The sequence below is a fragment of the Williamsia soli genome, from assembly GCF_017377795.1.
GTDB lineage: Bacteria > Actinomycetota > Actinomycetes > Mycobacteriales > Mycobacteriaceae > Williamsia > Williamsia soli.
In genome coordinates, this window is sequence record NZ_JAFRDR010000002.1 from 433,246 (window position 1) to 449,231 (window position 15,986).

At 66.3% G+C, this 15,986-nt stretch carries 14 protein-coding genes and 1 riboswitch; all 14 genes read right to left on the reverse strand.

Annotation, left to right across the window (positions count from 1 at the left end):
* Nucleotides 1-22: 22 nt before the first annotated feature.
* The gene (gene gap, locus J3S28_RS06595; protein ID WP_207838997.1) at nucleotides 23-1,042 is read right to left on the reverse strand and encodes a type I glyceraldehyde-3-phosphate dehydrogenase; all 1,020 of its coding nucleotides are present in this window, start codon (nucleotides 1,040-1,042) and stop codon (nucleotides 23-25) included.
* Nucleotides 1,043-1,207: 165 nt separating this feature from the next.
* Nucleotides 1,208-2,191, reverse strand: coding sequence for a DNA-binding protein WhiA (gene whiA, locus J3S28_RS06600; RefSeq protein WP_084836855.1), 984 nt, complete (start codon nucleotides 2,189-2,191; stop codon nucleotides 1,208-1,210).
* Nucleotides 2,182-3,249 (reverse strand): gluconeogenesis factor YvcK family protein, encoded by a 1,068-nt coding sequence (locus J3S28_RS06605; protein ID WP_207838999.1) that lies wholly within the window; start codon nucleotides 3,247-3,249, stop codon nucleotides 2,182-2,184. The genes whiA and J3S28_RS06605 overlap by 10 nt, the downstream gene beginning before the upstream one ends.
* Complete coding sequence (rapZ, locus tag J3S28_RS06610; RefSeq protein ID WP_207839002.1) at nucleotides 3,246-4,160, reverse strand: RNase adapter RapZ; 915 nt, start codon at nucleotides 4,158-4,160, stop codon at nucleotides 3,246-3,248. Before rapZ ends, J3S28_RS06605 begins: the two co-directional genes overlap by 4 nt.
* Entirely contained in the window at nucleotides 4,157-6,184 is a 2,028-nt protein-coding gene (gene uvrC, locus J3S28_RS06615; protein WP_207839005.1) for an excinuclease ABC subunit UvrC, read from the reverse strand. The genes rapZ and uvrC overlap by 4 nt, the downstream gene beginning before the upstream one ends.
* 46 nt (nucleotides 6,185-6,230) lie before the next feature.
* Nucleotides 6,231-6,758: a PH domain-containing protein gene (locus tag J3S28_RS06620; RefSeq protein WP_207839007.1), complete on the reverse strand. Its 528-nt coding sequence runs from the start codon at nucleotides 6,756-6,758 to the stop codon at nucleotides 6,231-6,233.
* On the reverse strand, nucleotides 6,758-7,252 hold the full coding sequence (gene ribH, locus J3S28_RS06625; RefSeq protein ID WP_084896579.1) for a 6,7-dimethyl-8-ribityllumazine synthase: 495 nt from the start codon (nucleotides 7,250-7,252) through the stop codon (nucleotides 6,758-6,760). Before ribH ends, J3S28_RS06620 begins: the two co-directional genes overlap by 1 nt.
* Complete coding sequence (locus J3S28_RS06630; RefSeq protein ID WP_207839010.1) at nucleotides 7,249-8,580, reverse strand: bifunctional 3,4-dihydroxy-2-butanone-4-phosphate synthase/GTP cyclohydrolase II; 1,332 nt, start codon at nucleotides 8,578-8,580, stop codon at nucleotides 7,249-7,251. The genes ribH and J3S28_RS06630 overlap by 4 nt, the downstream gene beginning before the upstream one ends.
* Nucleotides 8,577-9,179 carry a riboflavin synthase gene (locus J3S28_RS06635; protein WP_207839012.1) on the reverse strand — a complete coding sequence of 201 codons (603 nt, stop codon included), beginning with the start codon at nucleotides 9,177-9,179 and terminating at the stop codon, nucleotides 8,577-8,579. The genes J3S28_RS06630 and J3S28_RS06635 overlap by 4 nt, the downstream gene beginning before the upstream one ends.
* A gap of 65 nt (nucleotides 9,180-9,244) precedes the next feature.
* Nucleotides 9,245-9,401: riboswitch (FMN riboswitch) on the reverse strand.
* 62 nt (nucleotides 9,402-9,463) lie between these two features.
* Nucleotides 9,464-10,471: a bifunctional diaminohydroxyphosphoribosylaminopyrimidine deaminase/5-amino-6-(5-phosphoribosylamino)uracil reductase RibD gene (gene ribD, locus J3S28_RS06640; RefSeq protein WP_207839014.1), complete on the reverse strand. Its 1,008-nt coding sequence runs from the start codon at nucleotides 10,469-10,471 to the stop codon at nucleotides 9,464-9,466.
* A gap of 4 nt (nucleotides 10,472-10,475) precedes the next feature.
* Nucleotides 10,476-11,141 (reverse strand): ribulose-phosphate 3-epimerase, encoded by a 666-nt coding sequence (rpe, locus tag J3S28_RS06645; protein ID WP_237341134.1) that lies wholly within the window; start codon nucleotides 11,139-11,141, stop codon nucleotides 10,476-10,478.
* 142 nt (nucleotides 11,142-11,283) lie between these two features.
* On the reverse strand, nucleotides 11,284-13,518 hold the full coding sequence (locus J3S28_RS06650) for an outer membrane protein assembly factor BamB family protein (RefSeq protein WP_207839016.1): 2,235 nt from the start codon (nucleotides 13,516-13,518) through the stop codon (nucleotides 11,284-11,286).
* A gap of 144 nt (nucleotides 13,519-13,662) precedes the next feature.
* Complete coding sequence (locus J3S28_RS06655; protein WP_207839018.1) at nucleotides 13,663-15,036, reverse strand: RsmB/NOP family class I SAM-dependent RNA methyltransferase; 1,374 nt, start codon at nucleotides 15,034-15,036, stop codon at nucleotides 13,663-13,665.
* Nucleotides 15,033-15,968: a methionyl-tRNA formyltransferase gene (fmt, locus tag J3S28_RS06660; RefSeq protein ID WP_207839021.1), complete on the reverse strand. Its 936-nt coding sequence runs from the start codon at nucleotides 15,966-15,968 to the stop codon at nucleotides 15,033-15,035. Before fmt ends, J3S28_RS06655 begins: the two co-directional genes overlap by 4 nt.
* Nucleotides 15,969-15,986 lie beyond the last annotated feature (18 nt).

Here is a 15,986-nt window from a genome sequence, read left to right on the forward strand (position 1 = left end):
GGGTCTACTCGAACTGGTTGTGCTACAGCGACTTTCCAACGAGACCGGTGAGGTCGACGAGGCGGTTGGAGTAGCCCCACTCATTGTCGTACCAGGACACGATCTTGACCTGCTCGTCGATGACCTTCGTCAGCGGCGCATCGAAGATCGAGGAGTGGGGGTCGGTGACGATGTCCGAGGACACGATCGGTGCGGTGCTGTACTTCAGGATGCCCTTGAGGGGTCCCTCCGCTGCGGCCTTCATGGCGTCGTTGATCTCGTCGACGGTCGCCTTCTTCTTCAGGATGGCGGTGAGGTCGGTGACCGAGCCGGTCGGGATCGGCACGCGCAGCGCGTAGCCGTCGAGCTTGCCGAGAAGCTGCGGGAGCACCAGGCCGATGGCCTTCGCTGCACCGGTGCCGGTGGGCACCACGTTGAGGGCGGCGGCGCGAGCCCGACGCAGGTCACTGTGCGGGCCGTCCTGCAGGTTCTGATCCTGGGTGTACGCGTGGACCGTGGTCATCAGACCCGAGACGATGCCGAACTCGTCATCGAGGACCTTGGCGACCGGGCCGAGGCAGTTCGTGGTGCATGACGCGTTGGAGATGATGTTCTGGCTTCCGTCGTACTTGTCGTCGTTGACGCCGAGCACGATGGTGATGTCCTCACCCTTGGCGGGCGCGGAGATGATGACCTTCTTGGCTCCGGCGTCGAGGTGCCCCTTGGCCTTGGCGGCGTCGGTGAAGATACCGGTCGACTCGACGACGATGTCGACTCCCAGGTCGCCCCAGGGCAGCTCGGAGAGCGGGCCGCGATGTGCGAGAGCCTTGATCTTGCGATCTCCGACGACGATCGTGTCGTCACCTTCGAGCGAGACATCCTGCGGCAGCCGACCGAGGATGGAGTCGTACTTGAGCAGATGTGCCAGGCTCGCGTTGTCCGTGAGGTCGTTGACCGCGACGATCTCGATGTCAGTGGTGCCGAGCGCCTTCTGCGCTTCGATGGCACGGAAGAAGTTACGGCCGATCCGGCCGAATCCGTTTACGCCTACACGAACGGTCACTATGAGCTCCTTAGCTGTGGATGTGCTGGGCCATCGTGTGGCCCGTCTGCGGCAGTGATCAGCCTAGTCGCCGCCCCCGGACCAGGCACGCCCGGTCCGACCCCGTGGGCCGGACCCCACCCGTCGATAGGGCGACAAGCCGGGGGTCGACAAGGCCCCCGAACGTCAGTCGTCGTCGAGCAGGTCGGCGGTGACAGCCGATTCCGTGTCGGGGATGCCGTCGGTTCGCGCCTTCTTGTCAGCCATCGAGAGCAGTCGGCGGATTCGCCCGGCGACAGCGTCTTTGGTCATCGGCGGGTCGGCGAGCTGACCCAGTTCTTCCAGAGAGGCCTGCCTGTGAGTGATGCGCAACTGGCCAGCCGTGATCAGGTGGTCCGGGACCTGGTCGCCCAGGATCTCCAGCGCGCGCTCGACTCGGGCGGCGGCCGCGACCGCGGCTCGCGCCGACCGGCGCAGGTTGGCGTCGTCGAAATTCGCCAGCCGATTCGCCGTCGCCCGGACCTCGCGGCGCATGCGTCGCTCTTCCCAGGTGAGCCTCGTGTCCTGAGCGCCCATCCTGGTGAGCAAGGCGCCGATGGCCTCACCGTCGCGGATGACCACGCGGTCCGCTCCGCGGACCTCACGTGCTTTCGCGGTGACACCCAGCCGGCGGGCTGCACCGACCAGGGCCAACGCGGCCTCCGGACCGGGGCAGCTGACCTCGAGCGCCGAGGATCGCCCCGGCTCGGTCAGCGAGCCGTGTGCGAGAAACGCGCCCCGCCAGGCTGCCTCGGCGTCACCGACGCTGCCGCCGACGACCTGCGCGGGCAACCCGCGCACGGGACGACCACGCATGTCGAGCAAACCTGTCTGTCGTGCCAGCGCTTCGCCGTCTTTGGTGACGCGGACGATGTACCGCGCGCTCTTGCGGATGCCGCCCGCGCTGAGCACGTGCACCTCGGAGTTGTAGCCGTACAACTCGAAGATCTCCCGACGCAGCCGACGGGCGACGTTGCCGAGATCGACCTCGGCTTCGACCACGACCCGGCCTGCGACGATGTGCAGCCCACCCGCGAACCGGAGCAACGCCGACACCTCTGCCTTGCGGCTGCTCACCTGCGTCACCGCCAGACGACTCAGTTCGTCTTTGACCGCGGATGTCATCGCCACTCGACGTCGTCCCCTTCATTGGATGTTTCAGATGCTGATTGCCCGACTGTCGATCGGTAACGTGAGGCTTTACTATCGCACAGCCTCCCGATCAGGGCGGCCACCCTTGCCGGGTCATGGGTGTGCGTCCCGGGAACGGCGAGCTCACCGTCGTGCAAGGTGGCCCCGAACTGCGCAGCGGCCCGTTCGACGTGCTCACGTTCACGTCCGACAGGAACCGACCCCGAGTCGACGACGACGTGGTCCACCCGGAAATCATCAGCGTGGGCAAAGAGCACATGGAGATGTCGCTCCACCGAGAACCCTGCTGTCTCACCAGGTTCGGGAGCCAGATTGACGATGAGGATCTTGCGGGCCTTGGTACGTTTGAGGGCCGCGAGCTGCGCCGGGACGAGCACATGCGGAATTACACTCGAGAACCACGAGCCCGGGCCGAGCACCACCACGTCGGCGTTGTCGATCGCGTCGACGGCCTGCGCGCACGCCGGCGGGTCATCCGGTGACAAGCGGACACGACGCACCTTTCCGGGAGTCGTCGCGACCGCGACCTGCCCACGGATCGGTCTGCTGATGCGCGGATCTGCCTCGAGCCCCGAAACGTCCGCCTCGATCGTCAGAGCCGTCGCGGACATGGGCAGCACCCGTCCCCGCACCCCGAAAAGCGCAGTGATCATCTCGAGGGCTTCGACAGCGTCGCCGGTGACCTCGGTCAGCCCCGCCAGCAACAGATTGCCCACGGGATGCCCCGCGAGCGCACCCTGACCGCCGAAACGGTGCTGCAGCAATGTCGCCCACTCCTGCGGAGGCCGCGAACCCGGACCGGACGCGGACCTCTCCGAAGCCGGATCGGTGGCCGACAGCAGAGCCGCGATCGCCATGCGCAGATCACCGGGTGGGAGGATGCCCAACTCCGCTCGCAGTCGACCCGACGAGCCCCCGTCGTCGGCGACGGTGACGACGGCGGTGACGTCATCGCTCAGCCGGCGCATCGCGGTCAGCGTCGCGTAGAGACCGTGTCCACCCCCGAGGGCAACGATCGCCGGATCGGTGCCACTCATTCGCGCCCCAGATCGCGATGGGCCACGCGCACAGAGAAAGCATCCGAGTCGGGACCGGAGCCCGAGAGCCGGGCCGCCAGCTCTTCACTCATCGCGACACTGCGGTGCTTGCCGCCGGTGCAGCCGATGGCCACCGTCATGTAGCGCTTGCCCTCCCGGCGGTACCCGGCACCGACCAGCCGGAGAATTTGCTCGTACTTGTCGAGGAACTCCCCTGCCCCCTCTTGCCCGAGCACGTAATCCCGGACCGGTTCCTCGAGACCGTCGTGGTCCCGCAGTTCCGGGATCCAGTAGGGATTGGGCAGGAATCGGACGTCTGCCACCATGTCCGCATCGATCGGGAGTCCGTATTTGAAACCGAACGACTCCACCACGACACTCACGTCGGCAACGGAGGCACTGGCATAGGCACCCTCGATGATCACCCGTAGCCGCTGAACCGAGAGCCCGGAGGTGTCGACGACGAGGTCGGCGCGCTCCTTGACCGTCGCGAGCATCGTCCGCTCGGCGGCGATCGCGGAGATCAGAGTCCCGTTGCCCTGCAACGGGTGCCGCCGACGCACCTGCTCGAACCGTTGCACCAGAACCTGTTCCGAGGCCTCGATGAACACCACCCTGGGGTGGATGCCGGCCGCGTCGAGTTCTGTGCGCAGCTCATCGAGGGCGGCGGCGTAGGAGTTCCCCTGGATGCGCATCACCAAAGCCAACCGGGAGATCGTCGAATTCTCCTTGCGGGCCACGTCGACCATCGAACCGATGAGGGTGTGCGGGACGTTGTCGGCCACATACCAACCGGCGTCCTCGAGCAGGTTCGCCACGGTGCTGCTACCGGCCCCGGACAGCCCGGTGACCAACAACACCTCTGGCCGTCCGGTGCCCGCGCGCTCCGCGCCGGCCTGGGTTTCGCTCACCTGGTGGGTCCCGTCTTCTCGCTGTCCTGATTATGTTCGACAAGTGCCTCCTGTACCGCTTTTGCGGTCATTTGCCCGATTCCCGGCACCTCCGCGATCTGCTCGATGGTCGCCTGCCGCAAGTTCGCGACCGAACCGAAATGCGCGACGAGCGCGGACCTGCGGGTACTGCCCAGGCCCGGGACCCCATCGAGCGCCGAAGCGGTCATCCGCTTACTGCGCTTGCTGCGGTGAAAACTGATCGCGAAGCGATGCGCCTCGTCCCGCACACGCTGCAGCAGGAACAATGCCTCGCTGGTGCGAGGGAAGATGACCGGATCATCGTCGCCGGGTACCCAGACTTCTTCGAGCCGCTTAGCCAGCCCGACGACCGCGACATCGGTGATGTTGAGCTCGTCGAGGACAGCTGCAGCAGCGTGCACCTGGGGGGCGCCGCCGTCGACCACGAACAAGTTCGGCGGATATGCGAACTTCCGCGGCCTACCCGTCTTCGGGTCGATCGCCGCCTCGGGCGCGAGGTCTCCCCCGCTCGCATCGGCCAGGGGCGGCGGGATCGCCACGGCCGAGCTCTCTGCGAGGTCCGCACGGTGTCTCAGGAACCGGCGTCGGGTGACCTCGGCGATGGACGCGACATCGTCGGAATGGCCGTCACCGGCGGCCTCCCGGATCGCATAGTGCCGGTAGTCGGACTTACGGGGCAACCCGTCCTCGAACACGACCAGTGAGGCGACGACGTCGGTGCCCTGTACATGCGAGATGTCGATGCACTCGATACGCAACGGCGCGGTGTCGAGGCCGAGGGTGTCCTGGATCTCGGTCAAGGCGGCCGACCGGGTCGTGAGGTCTCCGGCCCGTTTGAGTTTGTGTTGCGCGAGCGCGCCGGACGCATTCCGTGCCACCGTCTCCATCAGCGACTTCTTGTCGCCGCGTTGCGGGATCCGTAAATCGACGTTGCTCCCGCGCAGACCCGAAAGCCATTCGCGCACTTCGCCGACGTTCGGGGGTAACGCTTGGACGAGAACCTCACGAGGAACCGGGTCCGAGGACGCGTGACCGTCTTCCATCGACACCGACGCGGCCTGCTCCACCTGCTCGCCGTAGAACTGCGTCAGGAACTGCCCCACTTGATCGGCCATGTCGTCGTCGCCCGACTTCTCGACGATCCAGCCCCGTTGGCCCAGCACGCGACCACCCCGCACGTGGAAGACCTGGACCGAGACCTCGAGATCGTCCCCGTCCATTGCGACGAGGTCGGCGTCGGTGCCGTCGCCGAGCACCACCGATTGCCGCTCCAGCGCCCTTCGTAGCGCCCCGATGTCGTCGCGCAGCCGGGCCGCGCGTTCGAAGTCGAGGGCAGTGGATGCCTTCTCCATCTGCGACTGCAGGTTGTTGATCATCCGGTCCGTGCGCCCGGCGAGGAAATCGCAGAAGTCTTCGACGATGACTCGGTGTTCATCGGCACTGACGCGACCGATGCACGGTGCCGCACACTTGTCGATGTAGCCGAGTAGACACGGCCGGTCAATCTGCCTGTGCCGCTTGAATACACCGTTGGAACATGTCCGGGCCGGAAATACCCTGGTCAACAGATCGAGCGTCTCCCGGATCGCCCAGGCATGCGCGTAGGGACCGAAGTATCGGACACCCTTGCGCCGAGGACCGCGATAGACGAACAACCGTGGATACTCCTCGGCCATCGTAACCGCGAGCATCGGGTAACTCTTGTCGTCGCGATATCGGACGTTGAAACGCGGATCGAACTCCTTGATCCAGTTGTACTCGAGCTGCAGCGCCTCGACCTCGGTGGAGACCACCGTCCACTCGACCGACGCCGCCGTCGTCACCATCTGCCGCGTCCGCGGATGCAGCGAGGTCAGATCGGCGAAGTATGACGTCAGCCGCGACCGCAGACTCTTCGCCTTCCCGACGTAGATCACCCGCCGATGGACGTCCCTGAACTTGTAGACGCCGGGCTCGGTGGGAATGCTCCCCGGAGCCGGGCGGTACGTCGACGGGTCAGCCACATTTTCCAGGCTAGTACCCCGCAACGACAGGAGTTAAATACCGACGTCAGCGGGGAGCGAACCGCTCCTGCAGTTCCCGGAACTCCGCCATCGCGGCCACTGCGCGTTCACCGTCGTTCGCCTGGATCGCCAGGATCGGGCTGAACTCGTCCTCCGGCAGTTCCAGACGCGCCCAGTTGCCGGAGTCCGGATACCAGACGCCTCGGACGATGCTCCAGTCGAAGACCCGCTCGCCGAGCAGATTCCGTATCCCGACACCCTCGGCCCCGACCCGCAGTCGGGCCCGGCAGAGCAGCATCATCGAACCGCCGATCACCACGCCGATCAACCCCATGGCGATCTGATCCGAGGTCTGGAAGTGCGCGCCCGTGTCCGAGATCGTCAGCAGCGCCCCGATGACGACGTGGACGATGACCACCACCACCGCGGCGATGGTCGCGTACAGCGGAGACCGGCGCGGCCGGTAGACCATCAACCACCGTGGCTCACCATTCGACTCCGTGAGCTCACCACTTGCGCTCACGGATGATCCGGTCGCAGACGCCTCTGCGGTCCTGTCGGCATTCGCGCTCATCAGACGCCGGCGTGGTACTCGCCACGGGAGAGCGCACGCAGGGTCAACGCGGATGCGATGGCCGCCGTGGCCGCCTGTGCGCCCTTGTCTTCCGAGGAATCGGGCAGCCCAGCGCGGTCCAGGGCCTGCTGTTCGTTGTTGGTGGTGAGCACACCGTTCCCGACCGGGGTCGACTCGTCGAGGGAGACCCGGGTCAGGCCGCTGGTGACTGCGTCACACACGTACTCGAAGTGGGGCGTCTCACCGCGTATCACCACGCCCAGCGCGACGACGGCGTCGTGGTTGCGCGCAAGGGCCTGAACGATGACCGGCAGTTCGATTGCGCCCGCGACCCGAACGATCGTCGGCTGGTCGACACCGACCTTGGCCGCTGCCGTCGTGGCGCCACTGAGCAGCGACTCACAGATCGTCGAATGCCATTGCGAGGCAACGATCGCCACCTGCAACTTGCTGGCATCTCCGAGTTCGAGCTCTGGTTCGCCTGCGCCGCTCATGCGAGGTTTCCTCCGGTGATGTTGATCGGTTGCACGCCGCCGGTGTCCGTTCCGTGCGGGTCGTCGAGCCCGACGAGGTCGTGGCCCATCCGGTCCCGCTTGGTTCGCAGGTACCGAAGATTCTCGGCGTTCGGACGCACCGGCATCGCCACGCGCTCGGTGATGTGCAGGCCGTAACCGTCGAGGCCGACGCGCTTGGCAGGGTTGTTGGTGAGCAACCGCATCGAGGCGACGCCGAGGTCAACCAGGATCTGTGCGCCGAGACCGTAGTCACGCGAATCGGCGGGCAGTCCGAGCTCGAGGTTCGCATCTACCGTGTCCGAACCGGCGTCCTGCAGTTGGTATGCCTGCAACTTGTGCAGCAGTCCGATGCCCCTGCCTTCGTGACCACGCATGTAGAGCACGATTCCGCGCCCCTCCTGCGCGACCATCTCGAGCGCGGCATCGAGTTGAGGGCCGCAGTCGCAACGCAGTGAGCCGAAGACGTCGCCCGTCAGACACTCCGAGTGGACCCGAACCAGAACGTCGTTGCCTTCGCCGTCAGCGCCGGGGATGTCGCCCAGGACGAGGGCCACATGCTCGACCTCGTCGTAGATGCTGGTGTAACCGACGGCCCGGAACGTGCCGTGTGCGGTAGGGATCCGTGCATCGGCCACCCGCACCACGTGCTTCTCGTGACGACGACGCCACGCGATCAGGTCGGCAATGGAGATCAGCGCAAGATCGTGTTCGTCGGCGAAGACGCGCAGCTCGGGAGTCTGGGCCATGTCGCCCTCGTCCTTCTGGCTCACGATCTCGCAGATGACTCCGGCGGGCGTCAAACCTGCCATCCGGGCGAGGTCGACGGCCGCCTCGGTATGTCCCGGGCGACGCAGGACTCCGCCTTCTTTGGCACGCAGTGGCACCACGTGTCCGGGACGGGTGAAATCGCCCGCTGTACTTTCCGGATTGGCGAGCAACCGCATGGTCGCTGCCCGGTCCGAGGCACTGATACCGGTGCCGATGCCTTCGCGGGCATCGACGGTGACGGTGTAGGCCGTTCCGTGCTTGTCCTGATTCATCGAGTACATCGGCGGCAGTCCGAGCCGGTCACAGTCGGCGCCGTCCAGTGGAACGCAGAGGTAGCCCGAGGTGTACCGGACCATGAACGCGACGAGTTCTGGCGTCGCCTTCTCCGCAGCGAAAATCAGGTCGCCTTCGTTCTCACGGTCTTCATCGTCGACCACCACAACTGCCTTACCTGCGGCAATATCAGCTATCGCCCGCTCGACCGTGTCGAACCTGGTGTTCTGGGACAGCCCCTGTGGCTTGTCTGCGGTGTTGTTCATCGCTCCACTCCGATCGAAGCCAACCGTTCGACGTACTTTGCGATCACGTCGACTTCAAGGTTAACCACCACGCCCGGTGCGGCAGCACCCAAGGTGGTCAAGGTGAGCGTTGTCGGGATGAGTGAGATCTCGAACCAGTCCGGGCCGACCGCCGAAACGGTGAGCGACACCCCGTCGACGGTGATCGAACCCTTCTCGACGATGTAACGGGCAAGCGACCCCGTGATCGCGATGCGAACGACCGTCCAGTGCTCGCCTGTGTTCACCGACTCGACGGTGCCGACGCCATCGACGTGGCCTTGCACGATGTGGCCACCGAACCGGCCGCTCGCGGGCATCGCCCGCTCCAGGTTCACCGGACTGCCCGGTCCGACCGCCTCCAGTGAGCTACGGCGCAGGGTCTCACCCATCACGTCGACGGTGAAGTCGCCGCCGGCAAGGACGTCTACGACCGTGAGGCAGACTCCGTTGACGGAGATCGAATCGCCGTGTCCGGCGTCGCTGGTGACGAGTGGGCCGTGGACGGTGAACCGTGCCGCATCCGTCAGGTCTTCCCTTGCGACAATGCTGCCGCGTTCTTCGACGATCCCGGTGAACATCGCCTTCTCCTTCAATCGCTGCGCGATCTCAGGGCGGCACATGACAGGTCTGGGCGACCTACCAGTGGTGTTCTCTCACGTCCGGACTGTAACCGTCGGCTCCGGGATCTCACCGGAATCTGCTGGACCCTTCACCGAGGTGAAGGCGCTCGCGGGCTAGGAGAAAATAAGATCATCGCCTTTACCGCCGGTGGGGAATCACACCCCGCCCCGAGAACTTCCACCAACGACGCTAGCACAACCACCAGGGCAGCTGAGCAGGCGTAACGCGGTGACGACGCCGGTCAGCGGGTTGCGGTCAGGGTGAGCAGAACGTCGTCACCCAGGGTTTCGGCACTCTGGGTCACAAACCGGTGGCCCTGGGTCAGGGTCTGCACGGTCTCGTCGACCACGGCGGCGGCTCCCCCACCGATCACCAGCGGCGCGATGTACGCCTGGACGCGATCGACCAAGCCCGCCGCAAAAAAGGCGCCGAGCAGGCGGGATCCACCCTCGATCTGCACATTCGCCAGGTCTCCGAGCGCCGCGAGAACGCGGTTCGGATCGCGGTCGTGCACCTGGAGCGTGCGGGCGTCGGCATTGAATATGCGAGCCTGTGGCGAGATCTCGGACAACCCGACCACGACTCGCAGCGGCTGGTGTCGACGCAGGGAGCCGTCGGGGTGCCGCGCGGTCAACGTCGGGTCATCGGTGAGCACCGTTCCGGTGCCCACGATGATTGCGTCGAGCTGAGCACGTTCGTCGTGCACGCGGCCGCGGGCGACATCACCGGTGATCCACTGACTCGTCCCGTCGGGGGCGGCGATCCGACCGTCGATCGAGGCTGCGAACTTTGCGGTGACCATCGGTCGCCCGTGTTTTTGCCGGAACAGCCACTCCCGGAGCGGGCCGGAACTCACCTCACCGGCCCGGACACCACCCTGCACCAGCAGACCGGCATCCTCGAGCCGCCGATGACCGCCGGTGGCGAGCGGATTGGGATCGGCGACGGCGTACACCACTTCGCGAACGCCCGCGGCGATCAACGCCTCGGTGCAGGGGCCGGTCCGGCCGGTGTGATTGCACGGTTCGAGGGTGACCACCGCTGTGCCACCGGCGGCCCTCGCGCCGGCCTGCGCCAGCGCGTTCACCTCCGCGTGGGCACCGCCAGGCGCACTGGTGCGACCGACCCCGGCCACCGCACCGTCGGCATCGAGGATCACCGCTCCGACCGGTGGATTCGGCGAACTGATCCCCCGCGCACCGAGCGACGCGGTCATCGCCCGGCCCATCGCCCCGTCGACGTCGGTCATGAAGTCATCGTGCGCTGATCGCCTGGGCGCGCAGCGATTCCACAGCAGCAGCAGGATCGGTGGCGTTGTAGACCGCGGATCCGGCGACAAAGCAGTCGACGCCTGCCTCGGCGGCCTGTTCGATCGTGTCGACGTTGATGCCGCCGTCGATCTCTACGAGCACCCGCAGTTCACCCGAGTCCACCAGGGACCGAACCCGGCGCACCTTGTCGAGGACCTCAGGGATGAACGACTGGCCTCCGAAGCCGGGTTCCACGCTCATGACCAGCAACGTGTCGAAGCTCTTCAGGATCTCCAGATACGGGTCGAGGTCGGTGCCGGGTTTGATGCTCAACCCCGCCTTCGCTCCCGCGGCCCGGATGTCGCGGCCCACCGCGATCGGATCATTGGTGGCCTCCGCGTGAAACGTCACATTGTAGGCTCCGGCCTCGGCGTACCCCGGCGCCCAGCGCCCCGGATCGTCGATCATCAGGTGACAATCGATCGGGATGTCGGTGCTCTTGAGCAAGCTCTGCACCACCGGCAACCCCAGCGTCAGATTCGGCACGAAGTGGCCGTCCATCACATCCACGTGCAACCAATCGGCGCCGGCGACCGCGTCGGCTTCGGCACCGAGCTTCGCGAAGTCGGCGGACAGGATGGACGGCGCGATCATCGGAGTCGTCTGCATAAGAATCATCCTAGGGCGAACCGCCGGCAGCATATCCGACCCGTCGGCGTTGGTACGCGTCGTACCCTCAGCGCTGATAAAGCGTCGTACCCTCAGCGCTGATAGAGCGTCGTACCCTCAGCGCTGATAGAGCGTCGTACCCTCAGCGCTGATAAAGCGTCGTACCCTCCGGGGGCACGGTGGTGCTGACCAGCTTGGCGAAGCAATGGTCCCGGTCGAGGCCATTCGATGCACACCAGGCGTTTGCCTCGCCGGGTCCGCCGAAGGTGGCCGCTGCCACCGTCACCCACCATTCCGGATCATCGAACACCGTCCACTCACCACTCCACAAGAGGCGAACGTCGTTGAAGCGCAACCGAAGCGCGAGAAACTCGTCGAGAATCGCCTGCCTCGACCACACCCGGCCGTCAGCGACGAGACCCGGCTGCTTCGAGCTGAGTTGAGCGACCCACCGGTTGTTCAGATTCGCGAGGATGAAGTTGCGGTCCGAATTGGCTTGCCGCCGAAGGGCATCCTCGACAACAGCCTCGACATCGACGTCCTGCGGGATGAAGGGGCTTGAAGCGGAGACCGCTGCCGGTGATGCCCCACCCGCGGGTGCCGGTGCCTCCGTGAGGGTCCCAGGACCTCCCACCTGCTCACATTCGACCAGGTAGGTGGTGCCTGCGGCACCGGGACCCGAGGGCAGCGTGTCGGGTAGGCGCAAGAAGCTCCCCGGCGAGAAGGTCATGTCGAGGTCTATCGAGCGAGGCCGGTCGGCGCCGCGGCCGGGGGGCAGCGCCAGCACCGAACGCGAGAAATCGAACAACCCGGACGCCACCAGCGCCGCGCCTTCGGTGATGGTGATCCGGGTTGATCCGCTCGACAACACGTCACCGGTCGGGCAGGTGGCGGTCACCTTCATCGTGACCACGAGGCCACCCGCGGATGTCGCGAAGCGCTGCGGCTCGAACACCGGTGCGCTCGGGCACCGGGTCACATACTCATCATCGCTGTTTCCCGCCGCCTGGCCGGTGGTGCCGGGCTCACCCGGCGCGGACGCGGGCCCGCCGGTCGGGTCGTACACCGTGATCGCGCCAGGAGTCGCAACGACCAGGTGATCACCGACAGCCAGAATCTGCGGGCCGGCGTAGACCGACTCCGAACCTCCCGGCGACGGCGGAAGCGACCACTGCGGCGCACCGGTCTCGAGCTCGGCGGCGACGATCCCGTTGTCCGGGCTTACATAGATGTACCGCTGTCCGTCGGTCACGCCGACGTTCTCGCCGAACTGACGGATGGTGCCTGCACTCCAGCGCTCGAGACCGGTCGTAGTGTCGATGCTGTGGACCCGGGCACCGTCGCCATCGACGATTACGGCCTGCTGCGCGGTCAGCAAGGACAGATTCGGAGTCGAGGTCCCGCTCACCACGGGGACCTGCCATTGTGGATCACCGGAACGAGAATCGACCAGCCGTCCGCCTATCAGGGCCCACTCTGATTCCGCCGGACTCGAGACGGCAGGGGTGGCCACCGAATCGCCGTCGACCTCGTCGACGGAACCGTCTGGGCGAACCACGAGCACCGGGCCCCGGCTGACCTGGCCGTTGCTGAACGAGCCTGCGATCACCAGTATCGACCCGTCGGCGAGCGTCGAGATCGAGGCACCACCCGGCCGGTTCACCAGCACTCGACCATCGACGGTCGACGCCACTGTCACCGATCCCGACGCGGTCGCCACCAACGAATCGGTGGCGAGTGTCGTGGTGGAGTCACCGCTGGGCAACTCCCCGGCCGGCGGGTACGTCTGCGACCACCCCCTTCCGGTTGGCGTGACCTGCGTGATGGTCTTGTCGCCTGTCGTGGCGCTGACGACGTACGCGTTGTCACCGTCGTAGGCGAGTCCGTAACCCATCCCACCGTCCAGCGGCACGGTGTGCGTCACCCGACCGGTGAGCGTGTTGATGAAGTACACCGAACCGGCGTCGGTGCAGACCATCTGGTGGTCGACGATCCGATCGGCACAGGCGCGCGGCCGCACCGGGGACACCCAGTGTTCGCCGGTCTCGACGACGACGCCGACCAAGGAGTGATCCGACGATCCCTGGTTCGCCGTCATCGTCACGACGGTCGAGTCGTCATGCACGAACCCCGGACGCAAGTACTGGTTCTCGGCCGACAACACCGATACGAACTGGTCGGCTCCTAGTTGCGTTGCGGAGACCTCAGAGGTCGCGATGGGCGCAGAGGGGTACTCCGAGGCCAACTGCCCGGCCAGCGGCGGCTGCTTCGTCGGCTCCGACCCGCCGCCGGAGACGCTCTGCCAGACCACCACTGTGGCCGTCGCTACTGCGAGGACGCAGATCGACGCGACGAGCGGCAAGATCCATCGGGGCATTCCGCTTCGCGGCGGAGGTCCGAACTGAGGCGGCGGCCCGAACTGAGGCGCGGGCCAACCACCCTGAGGCGGACCGGGATATGTCACATGACAATTGAACGTGCCGCCCGGCCAACGCGTAAGAGCACGAACGGACTAGTGGACTCAGTCCTTGCGCAGCGCGGCGAAAAACATGGCATCGGTGCCGTGCAGATGCGGCCACAGCTGCGTATATGGCCCATTCCCGAGTCCCTTGATGTCACCGGGAACGAGTTCTCGGGTGTCGAGTGCGGTCACCGGGAGTTCAGCGACAACCCGATCGACGACCCCCGCGGTCTCTGCCGGATGAGGAGAACACGTCGAGTAGACCACCACGCCACCGGGACGCAGCAGGTCGACCGCCGAGACAAGCAACTGATGTTGCAGCACGACGAGTTCGGCGACGTCGTTCGGGTTCCGGCGCCAGCGGGCCTCTGGCCTGCGCCGCAGCGCTCCCAAACCGGTGCAGGGAGCATCGACGAGTACTCGATCGAATCCCGGTTCCAGCCCGGGGTCACGGCCGTCGGCGACATGTACGTCGACCGGTAGGTCGCGGGTGGATTTGCTGATCAGTTCGGCGCGATGCGGCGCCTTCTCAACGGCATCGACCCTGGCGCCTTCTATCTCGGCCAGTGCACCGAGCAGCGCGGCCTTCCCTCCGGGACCTGCACAGAGGTCGAGCCAACGACCCGAGTCGGGGCCCACTAGCGGTGCCTGCGCCAGCGCGCGGGCCACCAATTGGCTGCCCTCGTCCTGCACCCCGGCCAGACCCTCACGGATCGGCTCGAGGTCGCCGGGATCGCCGCCGTCGAGATAGACGCAATACGGCGAGTACCGACCGACCTCGCCGCCGGTGATCAGCGCCAATTCTTCGGCGGTGATCATCCCGGGGCGGGCGACGAGATGGGTCAGTGGACGTTCGTCGTCAGCAGCCAGTGCAGCCTGCAAGGCGCCGGCCGAACCACCGAGCGCGTCGTCGAACACGGCTGCGATCCAGCGCGGATGTGCGTACTGGAAGGCCAGATGGCCGATGAGGTCCTCGGCGACAGACGGAGCCAGCGCCTGCACCCACAGGTCTTCGTCGCGCTGAGAGATCTTGCGCAACACCGCGTTGGCGAAACCCACCGGACCGTGGCCCGAGCGCGAACGGACGAGATCTACGGACGTGGAAACGGCTGCGTGCGCGCCGATCCGGGTCCGCAGCAATTGATAGGTGCCGAGCCGCAGGACGTCGAGCACGGCACCGTCGATCTCTGCGACCGGACGCCCCGCCACCTCGACGATGATGGCGTCGAGCATCCCGACCGCCCGCGACGTGCCGTAGGTCAGCTCGGTTGCAAGGGCAGCATCGCGACCGGTGATCTTCCTGTCCCGCAACATCTTCGGCAGCACAAGGTTGGCGTAGGCATCGCGTTCGCGTACGGCTGCCAGAACATCGACGGCTGCGATGCGTGCCGGGTCGATGGGTGTGTGCTCGCGCTGGTCGGTCGGTTGGTTCATGTCAATGCCTGCCCGTCGGTCAATCTGGCACCTCGCGCCCAATCGGCGCCCGCCATCGCTTTTTTGCCTTGTGGTTGCACGGTGTCCAGCCTGATGGGATCGGTCTTGGTGCCGACGAGCAGCGCTCTCTTGGTGACCTGCAGCTCGCCCGCCGCCGGGGCGGGTCCTTCGCCGGCGGGCGCCACCGATGTGGCGAGCACCTTGACCCGAAGTCCGTCGAGGGTGGTCCATGCGCCAGGGGCAGGAGTCATCGCCCTGATGTGCCGGTCGATCAGATGAGCCGGCAGGTCCCACCGGATCCGGGCGTTCTCGATGGAGATCTTCGGAGCGGTGCTGATGCCTTCTGACTGCTGCGGGACGGCGATCAGCTCACCGTCTTCGAGCCCGTCCAGGGTGGCGGTGAGCAGCCCCGCACCGAACTCGGACAATCTGGCGAGCAGCGTTCCGGCCGTGTCGTCAGGGCGGATGCGCTCGGTGACCACTCCGAACACCGGCCCGGTGTCGAGGCCGGCCTCGATGCGGAACGTACTCGCCCCCGTCATCTCGTCGCCGGCGGCGATCGCCGCCTGGACGGGTGCGGCGCCACGCCAAGCGGGCAGCAGCGAGAAGTGCAGGTTGATCCAGCCGTGGGTCGGCAGGTCGAGCAGCGACGCGGGCACCAGACCGCCGTAGGCGACGACCGGAATGCACTCGGGCGCCCACTCCTCGAGTTGCGCCACCGAATCGGGATCAGCCAGTTTCCGCGGGGTGATGACGGGGATTCCGTTGTCGTCCGCACGCTGTGCCACCGGCGAGCGCATGACCTTGCGGCCTCGTCCGGCAGCGGCATCCGGGCGACTGACCACGCCGATCACGTCGTGGCGCGGCGAGTCGATCAAAGCCTGCAGCGGACCGACTGCGGGCTCAGGTGTGCCCGCGAACACCACCCGCATGTGAAACCTCCAAAGTCT

Excerpts from the sequence above, each read along its gene's own strand:
- J3S28_RS06650 (WP_207839016.1), bottom strand. The coding sequence starts at position 13,518 with ATGCCCCGATGGATCTTGCCGCTCGTCGCGTCGATCTGCGTCCTCGCA.
- ribH (WP_084896579.1), bottom strand. The coding sequence starts at position 7,252 with ATGAGCGGCGCAGGCGAACCAGAGCTCGAACTCGGAGATGCCAGCAAG.
- rpe (WP_237341134.1), bottom strand. The coding sequence starts at position 11,141 with ATGCAGACGACTCCGATGATCGCGCCGTCCATCCTGTCCGCCGACTTC.
- J3S28_RS06655 (WP_207839018.1), bottom strand. The coding sequence starts at position 15,036 with ATGAACCAACCGACCGACCAGCGCGAGCACACACCCATCGACCCGGCA.
- J3S28_RS06635 (WP_207839012.1), bottom strand. The coding sequence starts at position 9,179 with ATGTTCACCGGGATCGTCGAAGAACGCGGCAGCATTGTCGCAAGGGAA.
- J3S28_RS06605 (WP_207838999.1), bottom strand. The coding sequence starts at position 3,249 with ATGAGTGGCACCGATCCGGCGATCGTTGCCCTCGGGGGTGGACACGGT.
- fmt (WP_207839021.1), bottom strand. The coding sequence starts at position 15,968 with ATGCGGGTGGTGTTCGCGGGCACACCTGAGCCCGCAGTCGGTCCGCTG.
- J3S28_RS06620 (WP_207839007.1), bottom strand. The coding sequence starts at position 6,758 with ATGAGCGCGAATGCCGACAGGACCGCAGAGGCGTCTGCGACCGGATCA.
- ribD (WP_207839014.1), bottom strand. The coding sequence starts at position 10,471 with ATGACCGACGTCGACGGGGCGATGGGCCGGGCGATGACCGCGTCGCTC.
- J3S28_RS06630 (WP_207839010.1), bottom strand. The coding sequence starts at position 8,580 with ATGAACAACACCGCAGACAAGCCACAGGGGCTGTCCCAGAACACCAGG.